Origin of the sequence: Raineyella antarctica (genome assembly GCF_900092135.1) — a bacterium.
In the GTDB taxonomy this organism is placed as follows: domain Bacteria; phylum Actinomycetota; class Actinomycetes; order Propionibacteriales; family Propionibacteriaceae; genus Raineyella; species Raineyella antarctica.
In genome coordinates, this window is record NZ_FMYF01000002.1 from 431,812 (window position 1) to 448,445 (window position 16,634).

16 protein-coding genes are annotated in these 16,634 nt (G+C 70.6%); 8 read left to right on the plus strand and 8 right to left on the minus strand.

Annotation, left to right across the window (positions count from 1 at the left end; translation table 11 throughout):
- Window positions 1–4 precede the first annotated feature (4 nt).
- Complete coding sequence (locus GA0111570_RS04440; RefSeq protein ID WP_139283139.1) at window positions 5–460, minus strand: hypothetical protein; 456 nt, start codon at window positions 458–460, stop codon at window positions 5–7.
- Window positions 461–471: 11 nt separating this feature from the next.
- A complete protein-coding gene (locus tag GA0111570_RS04445) occupies window positions 472–1,338 on the minus strand; it encodes a glycosyltransferase family 2 protein (RefSeq protein ID WP_092606867.1) in 867 nt (288 codons plus the stop codon).
- A 166-nt stretch (window positions 1,339–1,504) separates the two neighbouring features.
- On the opposite strand from GA0111570_RS04445, the gene GA0111570_RS04450 reads away from it, so the two are divergent.
- Together GA0111570_RS04450 and GA0111570_RS04455 are read left to right on the plus strand one after the other, a co-directional pair.
- Window positions 1,505–2,509 (plus strand): glycosyltransferase family 2 protein, encoded by a 1,005-nt coding sequence (locus GA0111570_RS04450; protein ID WP_092606871.1) that lies wholly within the window; start codon window positions 1,505–1,507, stop codon window positions 2,507–2,509.
- Window positions 2,510–2,515: 6 nt separating this feature from the next.
- Window positions 2,516–2,974, plus strand: coding sequence for a GtrA family protein (locus tag GA0111570_RS04455; protein ID WP_139283140.1), 459 nt, complete (start codon window positions 2,516–2,518; stop codon window positions 2,972–2,974).
- Between the two features lie 102 nt (window positions 2,975–3,076).
- On the opposite strand, the gene GA0111570_RS04460 is transcribed toward GA0111570_RS04455, so the two are convergent.
- From GA0111570_RS04460 to GA0111570_RS04480, 5 genes are all read right to left on the minus strand, one after another.
- Window positions 3,077–4,078: a DDE-type integrase/transposase/recombinase gene (locus GA0111570_RS04460; RefSeq protein ID WP_245703013.1), complete on the minus strand. Its 1,002-nt coding sequence runs from the start codon at window positions 4,076–4,078 to the stop codon at window positions 3,077–3,079.
- Between the two features lie 8 nt (window positions 4,079–4,086).
- Window positions 4,087–4,539, minus strand: a complete 453-nt coding sequence (locus GA0111570_RS04465) for a hypothetical protein (RefSeq protein ID WP_092606880.1) — start codon at window positions 4,537–4,539, stop codon at window positions 4,087–4,089.
- Window positions 4,540–4,662: 123 nt separating this feature from the next.
- Window positions 4,663–5,496: an SDR family NAD(P)-dependent oxidoreductase gene (locus GA0111570_RS04470; RefSeq protein WP_092606883.1), complete on the minus strand. Its 834-nt coding sequence runs from the start codon at window positions 5,494–5,496 to the stop codon at window positions 4,663–4,665.
- A complete protein-coding gene (locus GA0111570_RS04475) occupies window positions 5,489–6,703 on the minus strand; it encodes an AMP-binding protein (protein WP_092606886.1) in 1,215 nt (404 codons plus the stop codon). The genes GA0111570_RS04470 and GA0111570_RS04475 overlap by 8 nt, the downstream gene beginning before the upstream one ends.
- A complete protein-coding gene (locus GA0111570_RS04480; RefSeq protein ID WP_092606889.1) occupies window positions 6,703–6,954 on the minus strand; it encodes an acyl carrier protein in 252 nt (83 codons plus the stop codon). The genes GA0111570_RS04475 and GA0111570_RS04480 overlap by 1 nt, the downstream gene beginning before the upstream one ends.
- A 104-nt stretch (window positions 6,955–7,058) precedes the next feature.
- On the opposite strand from GA0111570_RS04480, the gene GA0111570_RS04485 reads away from it, so the two are divergent.
- From GA0111570_RS04485 to GA0111570_RS04510, 6 genes are all read left to right on the plus strand, one after another.
- On the plus strand, window positions 7,059–7,583 hold the full coding sequence (locus GA0111570_RS04485) for a GNAT family N-acetyltransferase (RefSeq protein ID WP_092606892.1): 525 nt from the start codon (window positions 7,059–7,061) through the stop codon (window positions 7,581–7,583).
- Window positions 7,584–7,585: 2 nt separating this feature from the next.
- Window positions 7,586–8,638: a pseudaminic acid synthase gene (gene pseI, locus GA0111570_RS04490; RefSeq protein WP_092607160.1), complete on the plus strand. Its 1,053-nt coding sequence runs from the start codon at window positions 7,586–7,588 to the stop codon at window positions 8,636–8,638.
- Between the two features lie 70 nt (window positions 8,639–8,708).
- Window positions 8,709–11,180: a glycosyltransferase family 2 protein gene (locus tag GA0111570_RS04495; protein WP_092606895.1), complete on the plus strand. Its 2,472-nt coding sequence runs from the start codon at window positions 8,709–8,711 to the stop codon at window positions 11,178–11,180.
- Window positions 11,181–11,184: 4 nt separating this feature from the next.
- Entirely contained in the window at window positions 11,185–12,021 is an 837-nt protein-coding gene (locus GA0111570_RS04500) for a hypothetical protein (RefSeq protein WP_092606898.1), read from the plus strand.
- A complete protein-coding gene (locus GA0111570_RS17590) occupies window positions 12,014–13,897 on the plus strand; it encodes a hypothetical protein (RefSeq protein WP_175557314.1) in 1,884 nt (627 codons plus the stop codon). The genes GA0111570_RS04500 and GA0111570_RS17590 overlap by 8 nt, the downstream gene beginning before the upstream one ends.
- A 2-nt stretch (window positions 13,898–13,899) precedes the next feature.
- Window positions 13,900–15,759 (plus strand): glycosyltransferase, encoded by a 1,860-nt coding sequence (locus GA0111570_RS04510; protein WP_175557315.1) that lies wholly within the window; start codon window positions 13,900–13,902, stop codon window positions 15,757–15,759.
- Window positions 15,760–15,827: 68 nt separating this feature from the next.
- Here GA0111570_RS04510 and GA0111570_RS04515 read toward each other — a convergent pair whose 3' ends face one another.
- Window positions 15,828–16,619: an SDR family NAD(P)-dependent oxidoreductase gene (locus GA0111570_RS04515; protein ID WP_092606907.1), complete on the minus strand. Its 792-nt coding sequence runs from the start codon at window positions 16,617–16,619 to the stop codon at window positions 15,828–15,830.
- Window positions 16,620–16,634 lie beyond the last annotated feature (15 nt).

Below are 16,634 nucleotides of genomic sequence, written 5' to 3' on the forward strand. Positions count from 1 at the left end.
CAGCCTATCGGCCGGCGACGACACCGCCGGCGACACCGGCGCTGACCCGGATCGTCCGACCGTCCGGGCCGGCCAGGTCGAAGGACCTGACCCGCAGGGCGGTCCCGGCGGCCGGGTCGGCGGGCAGGCCGTACGTGTCCACCCACAGCAGGATCGGGGTGTCGGTGAGCTTCGCGCAGACCTCGCCCCGGGTCCACCGGGTCCAGAAGTCCTCGGTACCGAAGCGGCGGGTGAGGGCCCGCGGCAGGGGTCGGTCGGCGTACTCGGCGTCGATCGCGTAGCGGACGATCGAGTCCAGCTCGAGGGGCCGCCAGGACAGCACGGTGCCGTCGGGCAGGTGGGTTCGGACGGGGGCGCCGTACGGGGGACGGGTGCCACCCTGTGGCCCGCGCCGGCGCTCGGGGTGCTCGGTGGTGAGCACGATCCCGGCGGCCTGCGGGGACAGCGGGGCGGCGGGCATCGGCTGCACCCTCAGATGATCGGCGGGCGGCCGAGCGCCGTCATCCGGGCCACCGTCCGCCAGGAGATCGGATGGCGGGGGCCGGCGTCGGTGGTGTAGCCCTCGCGCAGCCCGGCGAACCAGATCCGCAGCGCCTCCCGGTCGCGGGTCCGCAGCAGGGTGATCAGCACCCAGACCGCCACGTACGTCCAGTCCAGCGGGTGGGGCAGGTTCCGACGGGCGACCCAGACCCGGTTGCGGGCGTTCATCCGGTAGAACACCGCGTGCCGGCTGGCCGGCAGCGCCGGGTGGTGCACGATGATGCCGGGGGCGTAGAGGATCCGCCAGCCGGCGTCCAGCAGCCGCATGGCCAGGTCGATGCCCTCGTGGCCATAGAAGAACTCGCCCGGCCAGCCGCCGACCTGGTCGAAGGCGGTGCGGCGCTCCAGGTGCACGCCCTCCCAGAACTGCACGATGTCGCCGCCCACCTCGGCGCCGTTCGCACCCGGGCGCGGCACCCAGCGGCGCGGTCCGGGCCTGCCGTCCGGGTCGGTGGGGCGCGGCTGCACGATCGCCAGGTGTGGGTCGGACTCCATCGTCGCCACCAGCCGGGCCAGCGTGTCCGGCGCCGGCAGCCAGGCGTCGTCGTCGTAGAACAGGATGATGTCGCCGTGGGAGAGCCGAGCACCCACGTTGCGGCCCTCGGGGATGCCCAGGTTCTGCGGCTCGTGGTGGGACCGGACGCCCTCGGGCAGGCCCTCCGGCACCCAGCCGTTGCCGACCACCAGCACGTCCAGCTCGATCCCGGTCTGGGCCAGCAGGGTGTCCAGTGCCTTGGCGAGCTCGACCGGGCGGGTGCCCTGGGAGAGCACGACGGCGGCGACGGTGGGCAGGGACATCGGGACCTCCGGGTGGCTGGCTGGTGCCAAGGGTAGTGGGTGGCGAGGGGCAGCTGTTCCGGCCGGGCCCGGTGTCGTCCTACGGGTCGGCAACCGCACAGAAACGCCACACGGTGCACACGGAACGCGGACATAGCGTCGCTGCATCGACCGATCGGAGCGTCCCGTGAAACTCATCTCCTACGTCTTTCCCGTCCACGACGAGGAGGGGAACATCGAGCTGCTCTGGTCGACCATGGACGAGGTCACCGCGCACCTCATCCATGGGGTCGAATTCATCTTCGTCAACGACGGCAGCAGGGACGCCTCACTAGCGCTGCTGACCTCGCTCGCCCAGCGCGACCCTCGGGTGCGGGTGCTGGACCTGTCCCGCAACTTCGGCCACCAGGTCGCAGTGACGGCGGGCATCGACGCGGCCGTCGGTGACGCGATCATCATCATGGACTCCGACCTGCAGGACCCGCCCGAGGTTAGCCTCGAGCTGATCGGGGAGTGGGAGCAAGGCTGGGACGTGGTCTACGCCCAGCGCCGCAGCCGCCAGGACACCGCGTTCAAGCGCTGGACCGCGAGCGCCTTCTACCGGGTGCTCAACGGCCTCTCGGAAGTCGAGATCCCCAAGGACACCGGCGACTTCCGGTTGATCGACGCCAAGGTCGCCGAACAGTTGCGGCGCTACCGCGAGCACGACCGCTTCCTGCGTGGCATGGTCGCCGAGATCGGCTTCCGGCAGAAGCCCGTCCTGTTCGACCGGCATGATCGCCACGCCGGCGAGACCGGCTACCCGCTGAAGAAGATGATCCGCTTCGCCGCGGACGGCATCATGGGCTTCTCCGGCAAGCCGCTGCAGCTGATCTCGCGGGTCGGCTGGCTGATGGCGCTGCTGGCGCTGCTGGGCATCGGCTACGCCGTGGTCCGCAAGGTGGTGTACCCCGAGGCGGTCGTCTCGGGCTGGACCTTCACCATCATCGTGATCCTGTTCGTCAGCGGCGTGCAGACGGTGATGATCGGTATCATCGGTTCCTACGTGGGCCGGATCTACACCGAGGCGAAGGGCCGGCCCCTGTATGGCCTCCAGGCCGTGTACGGCACCCCGACGCGCCGCCCGGCGCCAACCGCACACCGGCTTGACCGCTCGGTGGCGCCCGACCCGTACGACCCCCCCGACCGATAGGCCACCGTGAGAGCTCCGTGGGTGCGGTACTGGCCCTTCATCAAGTTCCTGATGGTCGGTGTGGTCAACACGCTGATCTCGTACCTGGTCTACCTCGGGCTGCGCCTGGTGATGCCCTACATGGCGGCGTTCGTGCTCGGCTGGGTGGTGGGCGTCTTGGTGTCGTTCCTGCTCAACTGCTACTTCACCTACCACGTACGACCGACCTGGCGCGGTTTCCTGCTGTTCCCGCTGTCCAGCATCCCCAACATCGTGCTGTCCTCGGCCGGGGTGCTGCTGATGGTGGAGGTGTTCGGCTGGGACCAGCGGATCGCCCCGCTGGTCGCCACCGTTCTGGCGGTGCCGGTCAGCTACGCCATCGCGAGGACGATCCTGGTCCGGCCGATGAGTGCCGCCGGGACGGCCACCGTGGCCGCGATGGAAGCCGGTGAGCACATCGAGCCGCACCACGGGCCGCGCCACTGATCGCGACGGGTCGTGACCCCTCTGCGGAGCCGGCCCGGCCCTCTGGTGGCCGGCCCGGCCCTGCGGACGTTGGTGCGGGTTGCGGACGTTCCACGGTAGTTGTCAACCTGTCTGAGACAGCAGGTGGGTGTTGATACCGGTTGGTTTGGGTAGTGGTGGGGCTTGCGGGGGTTTCCGGAAGCGTTCGGGGTGGGCCTGCCAGTAGGTGTCGAGGCGTGCTTGTCGGGTGGCCTGGACCTGGGCGGCGGTGCCGTCGTGGACCTGTTGTGGGGTGTGACGGCCCAGCGCGGAGTGGCGGTGCGCGGTGGCATAGCGGTGCAGGAACGCCGCGGTCCAGGTCCGGGCATGCTCGATGTCGGTGAATCGTTCGGGGCAGGACAGGTCGTACTTGATGGTCTTGAACAGTGATTCGGAGAACGGGTTGTCATCACTGACCCGGGGCCGGGAGAACGAGGTCAGCACTCCCAGGTTGGTCAGCGCGGTGATGGTGTCGCCGGCTCGTTGGATCGAGCCGTTGTCGGCGTGCAGGGTCCGGGGCGCCCCGTGGACCGCGATCGCCTGGGTGAACATCTCCACCGTCTTGAACCGGCACTGGTCGTGCTCGATGCGCCAGGCGACCGGGTAGCGGGAGAAGACGTCGATCGCCAGATACAACTGGTAGCGCTGGCGTGCGGGCCCGGCCAGCTCGGTCACGTCCCAGGACCACAGGTCCCCGACCCCGGCCGCGGCGACCGCGGGGGCCTTGCGGCCACCACCGGTGCCGGGGCGTCGGACCCGGCGACGGTCCTTGACCAGCCCGTTGGCTTGCGCGACCCGGTAGAACGTGCGCTGCGAACAGGCCAACCGGCCGGCATCGAACGCCGCCCAGTAGGACGCGACGACCGACAGGTCCTCATAGTCGGGGTCGGTCAGCACGTCCAGGACCTGGTCGCGTTCGGCCTGGCTCAACGCCGCCGGCTGATACCGGTCGGCCTGGGGGACCGGGTCGGCCACCGGCTGGTAGTGGCGGTAGCCCCGGACCCGGCGGTAGTACGAGGCCCGCGCCACCCCGACCAACCGACAGGCCCGGGTGAGTGGTACTCCTGCGGTGGCCAGGTCAGTCACCGTGCCGGTCAGGACAGCTTGCGGCGTTCCAGCCAGGCCTGGTACTCCTCGGGGCTGATCAGCCCCGGCGGGATCTGGTCGTAGCTGATCTCGCCCTTGTTGATCCCGTCCAAGAGCTCGAATGCTTTTCCCAGGATCTCCTGGGCCGCTTCGGCCTGTGCGACCTTGGCGCGCAGGGCCTGGTTCTCCGCGCGCAACCGGGCCAACTCGGCGCGTTGTTTGCCGTCCATCCGGTGGGGTGACCTTTCTGCTGCTGCCAGCGCCGACCGGGTGAACTCCCCACGCTCACGCGCCTGGAGCCAGCGGTCGATCGTGCTGCGATGCAACCCATGCTCACGCAACAGGCGAACCTTGTCGCCCCGCTCCAGACACTGGTCCCACTGGCGCAAGAACTCGATCCTGAACCCCAACGGGAACGTGCGCTGCCCGGTGGGGGTCATCCCAATCTCTACATCGATCATCTGAGCGCTCCTAATCCCCGCGTTCGCTGCCCGCCTGTCTCACCAACAGGCTGGCAGCGAACGTCCAAGGTCCGCAACGGCGGCCAAGGTCCGCAGGACCGTCGTGGTGGCCGCGGCCACGCCTCAGATCGAGCTGCCCCCGTCGACGGTGATCACCTGGCCGTTGAGGTTGGTGTCCTCGAACATCAGCAGGCGCGCGATCGGAACGATGTTCTCCGGCTCGACCAGCCGGCCCGAGGGTGTCCGACGGGTGATCGCGCCCAGCTGCTCCGAGCCGAGCACCGAGCTCATCTCCGAGGCGAAGAATCCCGGGGCGATCGAGTTGACCAGCACCCGGCCGTGCATCTCCCGCGCGAGGGTCCGCATCGCCGCGTCCAGGCCGCCCTTTGTGGCCGCGTACGTGGTCAGTCCGGCGTAGCCACGCTGGGCGCCGACGGTGGTGATCATCACGATCCGGCCGCGGCCGTTGCGGCGGATCATGTTCCGCAGCACCGCGCGGGTCAGCACCAGCGGGGCGGTCAGGTTGGTCTCGATGATCCGGGCGATATCGGCAGGGGACGTCTGCATGTGCATCGAGTCCTGGCCGACCGCGGCGTTGTTGATCATGCCGTCGATCCGGCCGAGCTTGGCGGCGGCGTCCTTGACGAACCCGTTGACCGCGTCGACGTCGGTGATGTCGACCGAGGCGACGTACGTACGGTCCGGGAACTGCGCGGCCAGCTGCTCCAGCTCGGGGGTGATCGTCCGGGCGAAGGTGGCGACCTTGGCACCGGCGTCGAGCACCATCCGGACCAGGGCCAGGCCCAGCCCTCGGGAGCCACCGCTGATCAGCACGACCTGGCAGGCCGGGACGGGGGCTGCGGCGGCATTGGTGGCCGCAGCCTGGTCGGAGATGGCCTGCTCGGTCGCCGCCTGCTGGTTCTCGGTCTGCTGGTTCTCGGTCACTGCGTCAGACATCGGACTTCAGGCTCTCCTTGATCGGGATCTGGGCGAGGATCTTCAGCCGCCGCGGGACGGCGTACTCGGGGAGCCGTTCGGCGCACCAGGCGGCCAGCTCCTCCGTCGTGGCGGTGGCGCCCGGCTCGAGGACGACCTCGGCGGTCACCATGTGGCCGACCAGCGGGGCCTTGCGGCCGCGGACCGCAGCCCAGGCCACGGCCGGATGGTCCAGCAGCGCACCACGAACGGCGGAGGCGGAGGCCTTGGAACCACCGACGTTGATCTCGTCGGAGGCCAGTCGGCCGACGATCAGCACCCGGCCGTCGCGGACCTCGATCCGGTCGCCGGTGTGCAGGTCGCGGTCCATGCCCTCGGCGCGGTAGGGCGACTCGATCACCAATTCGTCGTCGACGACGCTGAGCCGCGGTCGGTCCCCGGTCTGCCGCTCCAGCCACGCCTCGGGGAACCCGGCGCGCCCGTCGTGCACGGCGATCGAGGCGCCGGCCTCGGAGGAGGCGTAGATCCAGGAGATCCGGGCCTGCGGATAGATCTCGTGCAGGCGGTCCAGGATCCCCTGGTCGACGGGCTCGCCGCCCAGGGTGATCTGGACCAGGGGAAGCTGGGCCATGGTGTCGCCGGAGCGCAGGATCGCCTGGCGCCAGAAGGTCGGCGTGCCCGAGGCTGCGGTGACACCGGTCTCGAGCGCGAGCTGCGGCCAGTCCTCGAGCTGGTCGGGCTCGACGAAGACGATGTCGTTGCCTGGGTGGGCCAGTGCCAGCGTGACGACCTGCCACCAGGCGTACGCGCCGGGGGTGTAGGGGCACAGCCACGTACGCGCCGGCTGGTCGCCCTTCACCGTGGTGAGGGAGGTGAGCGTGTGCGCGACCCGCTTGGGGCGGCCGGTCGACCCGGAGGTGAGCAGCCACAGCCGGCCGGGGTGCGGGGCCCGGGCAGCGGTGGCGGGCACCACCTGCACGCTGGAACCCTCGGTGTGCGCGATGGCCAGGCCGTTGCCCACCATGTCGGTGACCAGGTCGTCATCGGCGCGGCTCACCGACGCGACCAGGGTCTCCCGCTCGGAGGTGGCGTGCGTCCAGGCGGCCCGTACGCCCTCGGCGTGGTCCCGGACGAACACCGCAGCCGCGGGCGGCAGGTCGTACGTCCCCAACTCTTCCCAGGTGCCGGTGAACCCCCGGGAGACGATCCGATTGCTGCCCTGGATCATCAGGCGCTCTGCAGCTGCTCGATGAAGTCCAGGACGTCGGAGACGGTCGTGATGGAGCGCAGGCCCGGCGCGTCGAAGTTCAGCTCGGTGCCGAGCTCGTCCTCGACCGAGAGGGCCAGTTCGGAGAAGTCCAGCGAGCGGAAGCCGATCGCGTCGAGGGAGGCCGAGTCGTCGGCGGGCAGCTCCTTGCCCTGGTTGGCCAGGACCTCACCCATCATGGTGCGGATCTGTTCGCGGCTGAGTTGGCTCATGGTCTCCACCCTGGTCAGGAAAAGCTTCGGTCACGCAGTCTAGACCCCGGGGGCGGCTCACGGCGCGCGCTAGGCTGGGGCATCCGATACGGCAGGAGTCCAAGATGCTGCGTCCCGCTACTGACGAGGACCGTGAACACGTCCGCGTCTGGCGCAACCACCCCGACGTACGGGCGGTCTCCCTGACCCAGCACGAGATCGGCCCCGCGGAGCACGCTGCGTGGTGGGAACGGGTCAGGACCGACCCCACCCGCGAGGTGCTGGTCTACGAGCGCGGCGGGATCCCCGCCGGCGTCGTCTCCCTGTGGGACATCGACCGCGAGGCCGGATCGCTGTGGTGGGGCTACTACCTCGACAACGAGGGGCTCACCGCTCGCGGTGAGCTGCTGCCGGCCTGGATCCAGATCCAGCGCGACGCGGTCAGGTACGTCGACGCGCTCGACCTGGACGGGCACCGCATCGACACCATGGACGCCGAGGTCCTGGACATCAACGAGGGCGTGCGCTCGTTCAACGCCCGCCAGGGCTTCGTGGACGTCGAGACCTACGACCGCGACATCAACGGGACCACCGTGCTGGTCCACCACGTCCGCCGGACCCGTCCGGCAGCCCGCAAGGAGGAGAAGTGACCATGCTCGACGAGATCAGGATCGGCCCCACCGCGATCGGCCCCGGCCACGAGCCGTTCATCATCGCGGAGATGTCCGGCAACCACGACGGCTCGCTGGACAAGGCCCTCGAGATCGTCGACATGGCCGCCGACGCCGGCGCGCACGCGATCAAGCTGCAGACCTACACCGCCGACACGATCACCCTCGACGTGGACAGCCCCGACTTCCGCCTCAAGGACGAGCACGCGCTGTGGGGCGGGCGTCGGCTCTACGACCTGTACGAGGAGGCGCACACCCCCTGGGAGTGGCACAAGCCGATCTTCGACCGGGCCACCGAGCGCGGCATCCTGGCCTTCTCCAGCCCGTTCGACCCGACCGCCGTCGACTTCCTCGAGTCGCTGGACGTGCCGGCGTACAAGATCGCCTCCTCCGAGATCGTCGACCTGCCGCTGGTCCGCCGCGCGGCCGCGTGCGGCAAGCCGATCATCATCTCCACCGGAATGGCCTCGCTCGGCGAGATCAACGCCGCGGTCGAGGCGGCCCGCTCGACCGGCAACCAGCAGATCATCGTGCTCTCCTGCACCACCTCCTACCCGGCCGACCCGCGGGACTCCAACCTGCGCGGCATCCCGGTGATGCGGGACGCGTTCGGGACCATGATCGGCCTGTCCGACCACACCCTCGGCATCGGTGCGGCCGTCGCCTCGGTCGCGCTCGGCTCGGTGCTGGTCGAGAAGCACGTCACCATCGACCGCGCCTCCGGCGGCGTCGACTCGGCCTTCTCCCTCGAGCCCCCGGAGCTGGCCGCGCTGGTGCGCGAGACCCGGACGGCATGGCAGGCGATGGGTGAGCCGGTGATCGGCGCCCGCGACGTGGAGGCAGAGGGCCTCCGCTTCCGCCGCTCGCTCTACGTGACCGCCGACGTGAAGGCCGGCGACGTCGTCAGTGCCGAGAACGTCCGGTCCGTCCGTCCCGCGCTGGGACTGGCCCCCGACCTGTTCTCGGTGGTGGAGGGCAGGAGGTTCCGCACGGACGTGGCGAGGGGGACCGCGTTGTCCTGGGACCTCATCTGAACAGGCCGACGCGGGACAGGCGCTGCTAGGGTGGCGCCGGTCCACGATTTACTTGGAGGGAGTGACGTCCATGCAATTCGGCGCCGGGCAACCGCGACTCAGCGTGGTGGTGCCGTTCTATGGCGTCGAGGCATACATCCGGGACTGTCTCGCGTCCATCCGTGACCAGAGCCTGCGGGACATCGAAGTGATCCTGGTCGATGACGGCTCGCCCGACGGTTCGCGCGTCATCGCTGAGGAGTTCTGCGCCGAGGACCCCCGCTTCCGTATCGTCACCCAGGAGAACCAGGGCCTCGGGCCGGCGCGGAACACCGGCACCGAGGAGGCGGTCGGGGAGTACCTCACGTTCGTCGACTCCGACGACCTGGTCAGCCGGCATGGCTTCGAGTCGATGGTGGATTCCCTCGACCACTCAGGTTCATCCCTCGCGGGCGGCAACGCGTGGAGGTTCAACTCCTCGCACGTCACGGCCTCCTGGGCGCACCGCGTCGCCTACGCCCGATCACGCGAGGCGACGCACGTGCTCGAGTTCCGGGACCTGGCGCGCGACCGGATGGTGTGGAACAAGGTCTACCGGCGCAGCTTCTGGGACGAGTTCGGCTACCGGTTCCCCGCCATCCGCTACGAGGACTATCCGGTCACCCTGGCTGCCCACATCGACGCGGTGACCGTCGACTGCCTCGCCCAGACGGTGTACTGCTGGCGTGAGCGCGAGTCCGGGGACTCCATCACCCAGCAGGTCTTCCGCTACGACAACCTGCGTGACCGGATCACGTCGGCGGCCATGGTGCTGTCCGTGGTCGATCGGTCCGCGCCCGTCCTGCGCCCGCTCGTCGCCGACCTGCTGGCCGACTCCGACCTGCTGGCCGTGCTCCAGGCCTTCTACCGGGTGCCCGAGGACAGTGCGAAGGACCTGATGGCCCTCGGCGAGGAACTCGTCGACCTCCTCGGCGCGCGGGCGCTGCGCAAGCGGCACCCCTACGACCGGCTCCAGGTCGAGGCGATGCGCCATGGTGACCTGGACCTGCTGCGCGTCCTCGCGGAGCGCCGCGACGAGGGCATCCTGGGGGACCTCAGCAGGGCGCACACCGTGCCTCCCCTCGGACGGCTCGAATACAACTATCCCGGCCGCGATCGCCCCTGGACCTCCACCTCCCTCTACCGGGTCCCGCGGCGAGCCGTCGCCCTGCGCGCCACCGTCGGGTCCGTCGAGTGGGTGGAGGGTGAGCGGCCCTCCCTGCGGCTGGGGGGCACCGCTGAGATCCGCCACGTCCCCACCACCGACCGTTCCTCCATCGCCGTCCGGGCGATCGCCGGCGAGAGTTCCATCCCTCTGGAGGTGCGGCGCTCCACTGCGATCGACTCGCACGGGAACCTTGCACCGGTCGGCTTCGAGGTCGACGTCCCCCTCGACCACATGCGCACCTGGGCCGATTCGTCCGACCAGCTGACCTTCGGGGTCGAGGTCCGTTCCGGCCGCTACCACCGCACCGGCATTCTCAGGGCGACCAAGCCGGGCAGCCCCCGGTGGCCGGAGTTCCGCCGCCTGGACGCAACGCTGGTGGCCATGCCCGGACAACGCGGCGGCTGGCCCTACGCGATCACCTGGCACCGGGAGCCGATCCTGCTGGAGGGGGTCGACGTCCGGCCCGACGGAGTGCTGCTCACGCTCCGGGCGGCCACCGCTCGGAGCAAGGGCGACATCGTCCTGGCCTGGAGTCCCGGCATCCCCGAGCTGCGTCGGCCCTGTGACTGGCATCCCGATGGGGCGGGGGCGGTCGGCAGCGTCCGGCTCGGCTTCGGTGAGTTGGTGGCCGGAGCGGACCACGACGAGCCCATCCCGCTGACCCGGGTGCGCTCGCTGAGCGTCGTACCCGACCCTCCCACCGAGGTCGATGATGAGGGTGCGATCGTCGTCCGGCCGCTCGAACCCTTGCTGTGGGGTCTCGCAGAGGGGACCATCGCCGTGCCCCGCGACGGGCGGGTGCTGCGCCTGAGTCGTACGGCCACGAGCCAGGTGGCGGTCGCGGAGACCGACCTCCTGGCCACGTACGCCGATCGGGTGGAGGTGGCCGGAGGCGTCCTCGTCGTCGAGGGTCGGGTGACCATCGGGGACCCCACCGCCGCCTCACTGGCCTGGTGCCACTTCCCTGTCGGGTCCGACGATCCGGTGGACGCCGGCGTCCGCGCATCGGTCGACGGGGATCGCTGGTCGATACGCGTGCCGCTGCGCCGGCTGGCGTCGTTCACCAGCGAGGACAGCGTGCTGGGTGGGGATGAACGCCTGCTGTGGCACCTGCTTGAGTACAACGACGGCGGCGCGAGGGCTGTCCTCGTCGATCCCTTCGCGGCGGGCAGGCTTCCGGTCAGGTTCGAGGGCACCGCCGAGGACGGCCACCCCCTGCACGGGTGGGTGCAGGGCGAACCGACCCTGACCCAGGCCACGGGTGCACTGCGCGCGACGATCATGCGGGAATCCGAGCCGGAACGGGGATCCGCCACCGTTGGCCGGCGCCCGGGCCTGCCATGGCGGAAAGGATAGGTCGGTGCACCACCACAACCACTATTACGGGCAGGCGCACATCCTCGCCCGCTACTGCGGCTTCGACGACGAGTTCCCGCCGCGCATCCGCGGGTACCTGCAGCACGGGTGGAACGTCGGTGACGGCTGGAACCCCCAGCACGAGTTCTTCGACGGGGCCTGGCGGTACGTGTGGAGCGAGCGGCCCGCCCGTCGGGGCTACTCGGAGCGGCGACACAATTACCACGTCATCGGTGCACCGTGGCTCTACCTGCTGGAGCTCGAACCCGATCTCGGCGTCGTACCCGAGGACGAGCGTCGCGGCACTCTCTGGATGCCCTTCCACGGTTGGGAGGGCGGAAAGATCACCGGCGACCACCAGGCGCTGATCGACGAGATCAAGGACACCGAGACGGAGCCGGTGACCATGAGCCTGTACTACACGGAGTACGACCAACCCGAGATCCGCGAGATCTACCTCGACGCAGGTTTCGAGGTCATGTGTTTCGGACGCCGAGGCTGGAATTACGAAGGTACTGACACTCGCTTCCTCTACAAGCAGTTGGAGGCCTTCCGCGGTTTCAAGCGGGTGGCGTCCAACCGGCTCGCCACCGCGATCTTCTACGGGGTTTCCGTGGGGTGTGAGCCCTCGGTCTACGGCGATCCGATGAGCCTACCGACCGAGGACCCGCTCTTCGGCGGCTACCCACGGGTGAGACGACTGTGGCCGGAGATGGTCGAGAAGGTCATCGACCCGGCAGTGGCCCGTGCGATCACGGACGAGGAGTTGGGCGTCCGCTACCGGTTGCCGCCCCAGGAACTGGCGATGTTGCTCTACGACGCGGAGACGAACAATGACTGACAGCACGGAATCGGTCCCGATGGGTGGGACAGCGGTACTCGGTCTGGTGACCGGCGAGATGCAGCCCTGGACCGACTACCGGGGTGACCGGCGCCCTGCGGGCGGCCCGGCTCTGGAGGCCTGGCTCGTCGACCTGCTCGGGGACCGGACCTACCGCCATGCGCTGATCGTCGGCCCTCACGACCTCGGCATCATCTCCCGCGTCGTCGAGCGGTCGGATCGTACGACCCTCGTCGTCCGGGGCGTGCAGGACGCCCAGGACCTCGTGTCCGTCCTGCCCTCAACGGTGGAGGTCCTCGCCGGTCCGCTGGACGGGCTCGCCTCTGACCGGGCCGATGGGCGCTGGGACCTGGTCCTCGCCCTCGCCGGCGTCGAACGCACCCTGTCCACGGACAGTGCCGACCTCTCCTGGCAGGCCGCGCTGCGCCTCCTCCTCGACCGGGCGGAGCCGGGCTCCCGCGTGGTGGTGGCGGCGGACAACACCTTCGCGATCGGCAACACCCTCGATGCCCGCCCGCTCCAGCGCCGGTTCGGTGACGAGGAATGGCTCCCGTTCCACGACGATGAGACCCGTCCCGGGTCGATCGACTCCTTCGTCACCGCTGTCCGGGGCCTGGGCGCCGAGGTCGTGCTCACGACCGTGGGCCTCGGGCCCGCGGCGCAGCCCGAGGTCCTCGCGGACACCACGGTGGTCTCCGTTCCCCTCCAGGAGGGATGGCTCGTCGCCCGGGCGGTCCACGCCGCCCGCGCGTCCGGGCGTCCGCTGCTCGCCGACCCCGCCGAAGCCATCGGGGCGGCGGCCCGTTCCGGCCAGTTGGCCGCTACTGCGGACTCCTGGTTCGTGGTGGCCGGGCCCGCTCTCGCCGGTGCCCCCGCCGTTGCCCGTGTCGTGGCCCACGTCGGCCCGTACGACGGGTCCGGGACGGTCGTTCGCGCGGCGCCCGCCGATGGCCGATGGACGCTGCTCGGTGCGACCGAGGCCGTGCCCGCCCGCTCGCTCGCCGATCTGGTGCCCCGGCCGGCGCCGGAACCCGCCAGGATGCCGCCCGGGGACGGCCAGGGCTTCGAGCCGCCGGAGCCCCTGCTGCAGGATCTTCCCGAGCCGGGGCCGGTGCTGCTCGGCACCGAGCCGGCTCGACTGGCCGACTCCTGGCCGGCAGGCCCGGACGTGGCCACGATTCTGGTCCGCCTCGCGGCCCGTGACGACGTGCCGGCCTTCCGCGACCTCGCGGCCCGGATCGGGAGCGCTGCGCGCCGGCAGGGGGACGCTTCCACCCAGGTCCTCGACCTGGGTGATCTCTGGCTCGACGGGGACCAGGTCGTCGGCGGAGCCTCGCCGTGGGTCCGCCGTGCGCCCGCGTCGGCGGCGGAGCACCTCGCCGCCGCCTGGTGGACCTTCCACGACCTGCTGGTCGGAGCCCAGCGCCGTCACCCCTGGCCCCCGTGGATGGAGGGCCGTGACCTGGTCCGGACCTGGCTGGCGATGTCGGGGGTGGAGGCCGATGCGCGACTCCTGGACACCGGCCGCCGGCTGGCCGATGAGGCCGCCTCGTCCCGTCGCGCCGCCCTGGTGGTCCGGCCCCTCACCGTCCGTGAGGCCCTCGCCGACCGTGACCGGGCCCTGCACGACATGGCCGAGTTGAAGGGACACATCTTCGGCCTGGAGCGGACCCTGAAGTTCCGTGACGCATCCCTGAAGAGCCGGGAGGAGACGATCCGTCGGCTGCGTGGCGAGAACGTGGAGTGGCGGTCCTCGCGACTCTTCCGCACCGGCCGGGCGGTCCGCTCGACTTTGCGGGCGGCCGGTCTGGGCGGGGTGTTGCGCCGGGGCATCAAGGTGGGCGGCATGATCAAGCGGCGCCTGCGCAGGTCCTGACCGTGGCCGCCCTGCTGAGCGTCGTCGTCCCGTTCTACGGCGTGCAGGACTACCTCGCTGAGTGCCTGGAGTCGCTGCGCAGGCAGACGCTCGCCGACCTCGAGGTGATCCTGGTCGATGACGGGTCACATGACGAGGGCTGGCGCATCGCCCGGTCGTACGCCCGGGCCGACGACAGGTTCCGGGTCGTGGAGCAGGTCAACGCCGGCCTGGGACCGGCGCGGAACACCGGCGCCGCCTTGGCCTCGGGCCGCTACCTCACCTTCGTGGACTCCGATGACCTCGTGCCGGCACGGGCGTACGAGTTGATGGTGGGCACCCTCGAGCGGTCCGGGTCCGACTTCGCCGCAGGAAATGCCTGCAGATTCGATGCCGTGGACGGTGTTCGCCCGTCCTGGGCGCATCGGGAAGCCTTCGCCGTCGACGACATCGGGACGTCCATCAGCCAACGTCCCGACCTGGTGGGCGACCGGATGGCGTGGAACAAGGTGTATCGGCGGGACTTCTGGGAGCGGCACGGGTTCGCCTTCCCGGCCATCCGCTACGAGGACTACCCCGTGTCCATGGCCGCCCACCTCGCCGCGCGAGCCGTGGACATCCTCAGTGACCCGATCTACTACTGGCGGGTTCGCGAGTCGGGCGGGTCCATCACCCAGGCCGTCCACGACCTGGGCAACCTCGCCGACCGGGTGGATTCAGCCGTTCGGACCCTGGACATCGTCACCGGGGCGCCGGCAGAGGTCCGCTGGGGACTGCAGGTGCTCCTGCTGCGCGTCGACCTGGCCGCCATCGCCCGGGCCCTGGTCAGCGTTCCCCCCGAGCAGTGGCCGACGATCGCGGCCCTCGGCAGGCAACTGGCCCGCCGGGTCGAACCGGCCGCCGCGGCCCGCCGGCCCCTGGTCGACCGGCTCATGCTGCGTGCACTGCAGGCAGGCGACGTCCGTACCACCCGCGCTCTGGCTGCGTTGCGTGTCGCCGGGGACGATCCCGCCGCCCGCCGCCGCCGTCGGTTCGCCCGTCAGGGCTACCAGATCCTCCGCCGTACGTGGACCGCGCACTGCGTGGTCGACCCGCTCACCGCGACCGTGACCGCCGACGGTGTGGTCGGCGAGTGGAGGATCAGCGGCAGAGCCTGGATCGGTGATCTCAGCATGGGGCGGGGGAGTGCCGTGCGGGCCGTCCTTGTCGGGCCCGGTGACCTGACCGTCGAGCTACCGGTCGAGCGGCGCCAGGGGTCCGATGAACTCGGTCGGCCCGACCGCTCCGGTTTCGAGTTGCGCGTGCCGGCATCCGCGGTCGCGACCGCGCTGGCCTCGGGGGGTCGGTGCACTGTTCGACTCGACGTCCGCAGTGGAGGCGTCCGGCGTTCCGTCCTGGTTCCCCTCGCCTCCGGACCCCGGAACCCGGCTGCGCCGTTGTCGGACCAGGTGTCCGGCTGGGTGGGGGAGCAGCAGGGCTGGGTCGTCGCCGGTGCCGGTGACACCGGTGTGCTCGGCTTCACCGCTGTGCCGGACCCTGCCCGGGTCGAGGCGGCCGAGCCCACGGGAGCCGGTCTGGTCCTGCGTGGGACCTGTCCCGACGGTCCCGGACTCCTGGTCAGCTCTGGTCCGCGTCCCGAAGCGCCTGTCGAGATTCCCGCGGTCTGGGACGGCACGCGGTTCGCTGCGACGGTGGAGGCGGCAGCCGCGTTCGGGACGGTCGCAGACGATCCCTGGACCGGGGCGAGTGTGCGTACGATTGCGCGCCGGGGGGCCGACGGCGAGCTTCGACCCCTGGTATGGGCGGGCGGCCCGGTGGTGACGCTGGGGACCCGGTCCTGCGGTGCAGGACCGGACGGGCAGGCCCTCATCCGGCGTCCGTGATCCGCGCAGGTCACGGACGGACGGCCATACGGTCGACCGGGAGTCCCCGCGGCATGGTCGGATCCAGGTCACCAGGCGGTCCACCCACCGTCGACAGGTACGTTGATCCCCGTCACGAAGCGGGACGCGGGCGAGGCGAGGAACAACACGGCGGTCTGGAGGTCATCGGGCCTCCCGATGCGCTCCAGCATGGTGCGGCCGGCCAGCCGGCGCAGGAAGGCCGGGTCGGCCTGCGCGGCGCGGGCCGGGAACGGGCCCGGGGTGATCGAATTGACCCGGATCCCCTCCGGACCAAGCTCGGCGGCCGCATAGCGGGTCAGCTGGACCAGGGCGGCCTTGACTGCGCCGTAGTACGGAGGGTTCCGTCCCTCCTCGGTGTCGTACAGCCTCGGGTCGGGCGCGACCAGGCCATACATGGAGGAGACGTTCACCACGACCGGCGATCCGCCGGCGGCGGCTGCCGCCCGGAGCCCTGGCCGGGCCGCTCCTATGCCATGCCAGGTGGACTTCACGGCGAGGGCGTACGCCTCGTCGAACTGCTCTTCGGTAGCAGTGCGAAGCGATCCTCCGTGGCCGATGTGGGCGTTGTTCAGCAGGACATCGAGCCGGCCATGCTCGGCTGTGACCGCGGAGAGCAGATCTGCCCACTGTGGGGAGGTTACGTCGCAGGGAGCGTCCACGACGTCCAGTCCCGCCTCGCGCAGCGGAAGCATCGCGGCGGCAAGACGTTCGGCGTTGCGGGCGACGGCGTGTACGGTCGCGCCAGCCTCGGCCAGTGCGGCCACCATGGCCGGGCCGAGATGCCCGGATGCTCCGGTCACCACGGCGATCGTGCCCGTCAGGTCGAATGGGTCGGTCATCTCTGCTCCTCGAGG

What these genes read in the sequence shown, in the direction of transcription:
- GA0111570_RS04440 (WP_139283139.1), bottom strand. Translation starts at nt 460, where the DNA reads ATGCCCGCCGCCCCGCTGTCCCCGCAGGCCGCCGGGATCGTGCTCACC.
- GA0111570_RS04445 (WP_092606867.1), bottom strand. Translation starts at nt 1,338, where the DNA reads ATGTCCCTGCCCACCGTCGCCGCCGTCGTGCTCTCCCAGGGCACCCGC.
- GA0111570_RS04465 (WP_092606880.1), bottom strand. Translation starts at nt 4,539, where the DNA reads ATGATCGATGTAGAGATTGGGATGACCCCCACCGGGCAGCGCACGTTC.
- GA0111570_RS04470 (WP_092606883.1), bottom strand. Translation starts at nt 5,496, where the DNA reads ATGTCTGACGCAGTGACCGAGAACCAGCAGACCGAGAACCAGCAGGCG.
- GA0111570_RS04475 (WP_092606886.1), bottom strand. Translation starts at nt 6,703, where the DNA reads ATGATCCAGGGCAGCAATCGGATCGTCTCCCGGGGGTTCACCGGCACC.
- GA0111570_RS04480 (WP_092606889.1), bottom strand. Translation starts at nt 6,954, where the DNA reads ATGAGCCAACTCAGCCGCGAACAGATCCGCACCATGATGGGTGAGGTC.
- GA0111570_RS04485 (WP_092606892.1), top strand. Translation starts at nt 7,059, where the DNA reads ATGCTGCGTCCCGCTACTGACGAGGACCGTGAACACGTCCGCGTCTGG.
- pseI (WP_092607160.1), top strand. Translation starts at nt 7,586, where the DNA reads ATGCTCGACGAGATCAGGATCGGCCCCACCGCGATCGGCCCCGGCCAC.
- GA0111570_RS04495 (WP_092606895.1), top strand. Translation starts at nt 8,709, where the DNA reads ATGCAATTCGGCGCCGGGCAACCGCGACTCAGCGTGGTGGTGCCGTTC.
- GA0111570_RS17590 (WP_175557314.1), top strand. Translation starts at nt 12,014, where the DNA reads ATGACTGACAGCACGGAATCGGTCCCGATGGGTGGGACAGCGGTACTC.
- GA0111570_RS04515 (WP_092606907.1), bottom strand. Translation starts at nt 16,619, where the DNA reads ATGACCGACCCATTCGACCTGACGGGCACGATCGCCGTGGTGACCGGA.